General features: G+C 30.3%; 3 protein-coding genes and 1 pseudogene. All 4 read left to right on the top strand.

Annotated elements, in window-relative coordinates:
• Positions 1-27: 27 nt before the first annotated feature.
• Positions 28-555, top strand: a pseudogene (locus SORDD24_RS12040) (recombinase zinc beta ribbon domain-containing protein); the annotation flags it as partial.
• On the top strand, positions 443-1,810 hold the full coding sequence (locus SORDD24_RS08135; RefSeq protein WP_419579785.1) for a recombinase family protein: 1,368 nt from the start codon (positions 443-445) through the stop codon (positions 1,808-1,810). The pseudogene SORDD24_RS12040 and the gene SORDD24_RS08135, both read left to right, overlap by 113 nt.
• An 81-nt stretch (positions 1,811-1,891) precedes the next feature.
• Positions 1,892-3,625: a DUF262 domain-containing protein gene (locus SORDD24_RS08140; RefSeq protein ID WP_061409419.1), complete on the top strand. Its 1,734-nt coding sequence runs from the start codon at positions 1,892-1,894 to the stop codon at positions 3,623-3,625.
• Between the two features lie 26 nt (positions 3,626-3,651).
• Positions 3,652-4,309: hypothetical protein (locus SORDD24_RS08145; protein WP_196757287.1), on the top strand; the 658-nt coding region annotated here is incomplete at its 3' end.

Genomic DNA, 4,309 nt, shown 5'->3' on the forward strand with positions numbered 1-4,309 from the left:
GCACAATTCGTAATATCTTAAAAACGAAAATACAAAGGCTCTTTACTACTTCAAAAATACTTCCATGACGGTGTAAACGGTCCAAAGAAATTAAATCAAGGACAGGTTGAACAATACTATATCGAAGATAATCATGAAGGAATTGTTTCTAAGGAAATATGGGAGAAGGTTCAGGTAAAAATGAAAAGCCGTTCTCGGACCCAAGGTACAAATAAAACCTATAAATTTTCCAGAATGTTAAAATGCCAATATTGTGGTTCAACATTAAAAAGACAGGTATCTTATAAGAAAAAGATTGTTTGGTGCTGTTCCAAATATATCAAAGAAGGAAAAAATTCATGTAAAGGTATGAGAGTCCCTGAAAGGGATATTGAAGGTTGGAAACTAAGTTCACCAGTAATTGTGTTAGAAAGGATAGAAGATGGAGAAAAACATTACGGTTATACCGGCCAAAAAACCTCAGCAAACAGTCAAATCTCAAACTCAGAAAAAAATCAGAGTAGCCGCTTATTGTCGAGTATCTACAGACCAAGACGAACAGCTATCAAGTTATGAGAATCAGGTTAATTATTACCGTGAATACATCTTAAAACATGAAGATTATGAGTTAGTAGACATCTATGCGGATGAAGGGATCTCCGCAACTAATACAAAAAAACGTGATGCTTTTAACCGCCTAATACAAGATTGTAGAGGTGGTAAGGTGGATAGAATTTTAGTTAAATCTATTAGTAGATTTGCCAGAAATACATTGGACTGCATCAAATATGTAAGAGAGCTGAAAGAACTAGGTATTGGAGTAACGTTTGAAAAAGAGAATATTGATAGCCTAGATTCAAAAGGAGAAGTACTACTTACCATTCTATCGTCACTCGCACAGGATGAATCAAGATCCATTTCAGAAAACTCAACTTGGGGAATTCGTAAGAAATTCGAGCGTGGTGTGGTTCAAGTAAACACTACAAACTTTATGGGATATGACAAAGATGAAAAAGGAAATCTTATTATAAACCATGAACAAGCAAAGGTCGTAAGGTATATATTTGATAGATTTCTAGAAGGATACAGTCCAGAATTTATTTCCAAAGAGTTAAGAGAACTGGAAATACCAGGTTGCACAGGTAAAGCAAAGTGGTGCCCAAGTGCTATATGGAAAATGCTTCAAAATGAAAAATACAAGGGTGATGCTTTGCTTCAGAAAACCTATACCGTTGATTTTCTGACGAAGAAACGAATTGATAATGATGGACAAGTTAATCAATACTATATCGAGAACAATCATGAACCAATCTTAGATAGAGAAAAGTGGGAGATTGTTCAGTTAGAAATAGCAAGAAGAAAGAAGTTTAGAGAACAACATAATCTCCAATTTTATATCATGCAGAAAGAAAACAATCCCTTTACAACAAAAGTATTTTGCGCCGAATGTGGTTCAGCATTTGGTAGGAAAAATTGGACTACAAGTCGAGGTAAACGTAAGGTTTGGCAGTGTAATAATCGATATAGGATCAAAGGACAGATTGGATGTTTAAACAATCATATCGATGAGGAAATGCTCGAGAAAGCTGTTATGATGGCTGTAAGTATTCTTAAGGAAAATAGAGAACTTCTTCAAAGTAAATGGAACAAACTTATGGAAACTGATAGCAGTTTAAAACAGTATTACAGTGATCGACTTAGAGAAATAGTTTCTAGAAATAAATGGGATTTTAATGGGGTTGAAATGTGCCGAATTTTACATAGTATCACAATTTCAGAAAAAGGCGAGATTAGTGTTAAATTTCTTGAAGGCACAGAAGTGAATTTGTGAGTAACTGTAACTCGTAAGTTGCAGTTTTTTAATTTGATTAATGATATAATAGTATAAAATAATATTAAAGGGGATGTTAAAATGCCAAAGGGTTTTCAAGCTCCTATAACCATTAAAGAAGCTATTGATAAAATTGATGAAAATAAATATGTTTTGCCAGGTATTCAACGACGTTTCGTTTGGGGAAAAAATCAAATTGAACTACTTTTCGACAGTATTATGAGAGATTACCCTTTTAATTCATTGATGTTGTGGGAAATAAATTCTCCTCAAATAAAAAATAATTATAACTATTATTCTTTTTTGAGAAAGTATAAACAAAGATTTGAAGTTGAAAATGAAATGATTAATAAAACAGCTTCCGATGATGATTTTTTTGCTATTATTGACGGCCAACAAAGACTAAATAGCTTATACCTAGGTCTAAAAGGAAGCTATACAATGAAAAAACCTCATAGACCTTGGATAGATAAATCAGATTACTTTGAAGAACAGTTTTTATATTTAGATATTACTTCGGAATACCAAAGTGAATCAGATATCGACAGAGCATATAATTTCAGATTTTTGCCGAAATCTGAGGCTGAGAATAGTAAAGATAAAACTTGGTATAAAGTAGGTGATATTCTTCAAATAAATCCTGATGACATTTTTGAAGAAATTAGTGATTTTGTTGAACAACAATTAAATATAAAAGATAAAAAATACGCACGTAATACACTAAATAAATTAAATAAAGTAATTAGGGAAGATAAAATCCTTAATTACTACTTGGAAACCGAACAAGACCTTGATAAGGTGTTAGATATATTTATTCGCACAAATGACGGTGGGACTAAATTAACATTTTCAGATTTGTTAATGTCAGTTTTAACAACTCATTGGAAAGAAAGTAGGGATGAGTTTGATGAATTGATTAAAGATGTCCGTAGCTTTGGTGATTTTAATATTAGTTCGGATTTAATAATTAAATCTATTTTAATGTTGTTTTCTAATGATATTAAAAATAGAGTAAAAAATTTTGATGAAGAATTATTAAATTCTGTAATTAAAAATTGGTCTAGAATAAAATTAAGCATTTCCAATACTTTCCAAATGTTTTATAGGATGGGATTTAATTCTCAAACTTTTCCAGCTCTAAATGCTGCAATTCCCATTATATATTATGTTTATAAAAATAACTTAGAAGAAGAAATTATTAAGGTTAGATTCGTTGGTAGCACAAATCATAAATTGATTAAACAATGGCTTATTTTATCTTTCCTGAAGAGAATATTTGGTGGTCAATCCGATACTGTTCTTGTTGATCTTAGAAAGATTATTAATGAGAATAGCAGTTCTAGTTTTCCTTTGCAAGTTATTATTGATAAAGCTAAATCAAATCCAACAAAAAACTATAACTTCGACACTGAATTTATAGACGATTTGTTTGAACGGACATACGGTGGAGATGTATTTTTTGTACTATCATTATTTTATCAAGATTTAGATTACTTTAACCAAAATTTCCATGTTGACCATATTCATCCTCAAATACTATTCAAAAGAAAAAATAGCTCTTATAATGCTATGATTGAAAGAGTTGGTAAAAATTGGAATAAATTGGGTAATTTGCAACTATTAAATAGTGAACTTAATACAGCAAAAAGTGATAATGATCTAGCTACCTGGGTTAAAAATAATGGTATTTCTAAAAAACGATTATTTATTGATGAGTCAGTAAGTTTGGATTTTTCTGATTTTGAAGAGTTTTATACAAACAGAGTTATTAATATGAAAGAACATTTGAGAACTATTTTAAATGATAAGTATTAATATAAAAATAAGCTTGGAGAAATCACATGAGAATAGATAAAATATGTTTAGAAGAACAATTTAATTACGACGATGTATCAGAATCTGAATTAAAAATTATTTTTGAAAAAAGACTGGAAGAAGCAAAAGAAAAATCAGTCTTTGAACCTTTCTGTATTCCATACAGTTATAGTGAGTTTAAAAAGGATATTGTTCTTAATGAAGAGGTAGTACTTGAGAAAGGTTTTGATTTTTATCATCATTCAGAAAGTGAACTATTAGAATATGCATTAAAGCATAGAAATAATAGCCAATTACATATCATTTCTATGTCAGATTTGTGGCTGAATGAATATCCAGCACCAAATGAATCAGGTCGTGTATTTATGGTATCCACTAATGGACAACATCGCAGATTAGTTTTTAAATGTTTGGGTTTGAAATTTATAGAGGCAAACATTAAATATCTAAATAAAAAGAGAGGTAGTTGGAGATATTACTTTCATAGACCAAATAGCTTTATGATAAAGTTATTAAATTGGATGATTTTTAACAAAAGGATTGAGGTTGAGTATTTGGATAGTCGAACTTATTTGATCACAGATTCTTCGAATCTAATTCCATGGATTTTACCAAACTCAGAAATTTTTAAAGCATCAGATATTCGAAAAGATATGTTGAAACGACTAAACTTAGTAGAAAAAA

This window comes from Streptococcus oralis, assembly GCF_001579175.1.
Classification (GTDB): Bacteria; Bacillota; Bacilli; order Lactobacillales; family Streptococcaceae; genus Streptococcus; species Streptococcus oralis_O.

Coding starts and splice junctions, on each gene's coding strand:
- SORDD24_RS08140 (WP_061409419.1), top strand. CDS start 1,892: ATGCCAAAGGGTTTTCAAGCTCCTATAACCATTAAAGAAGCTATTGAT.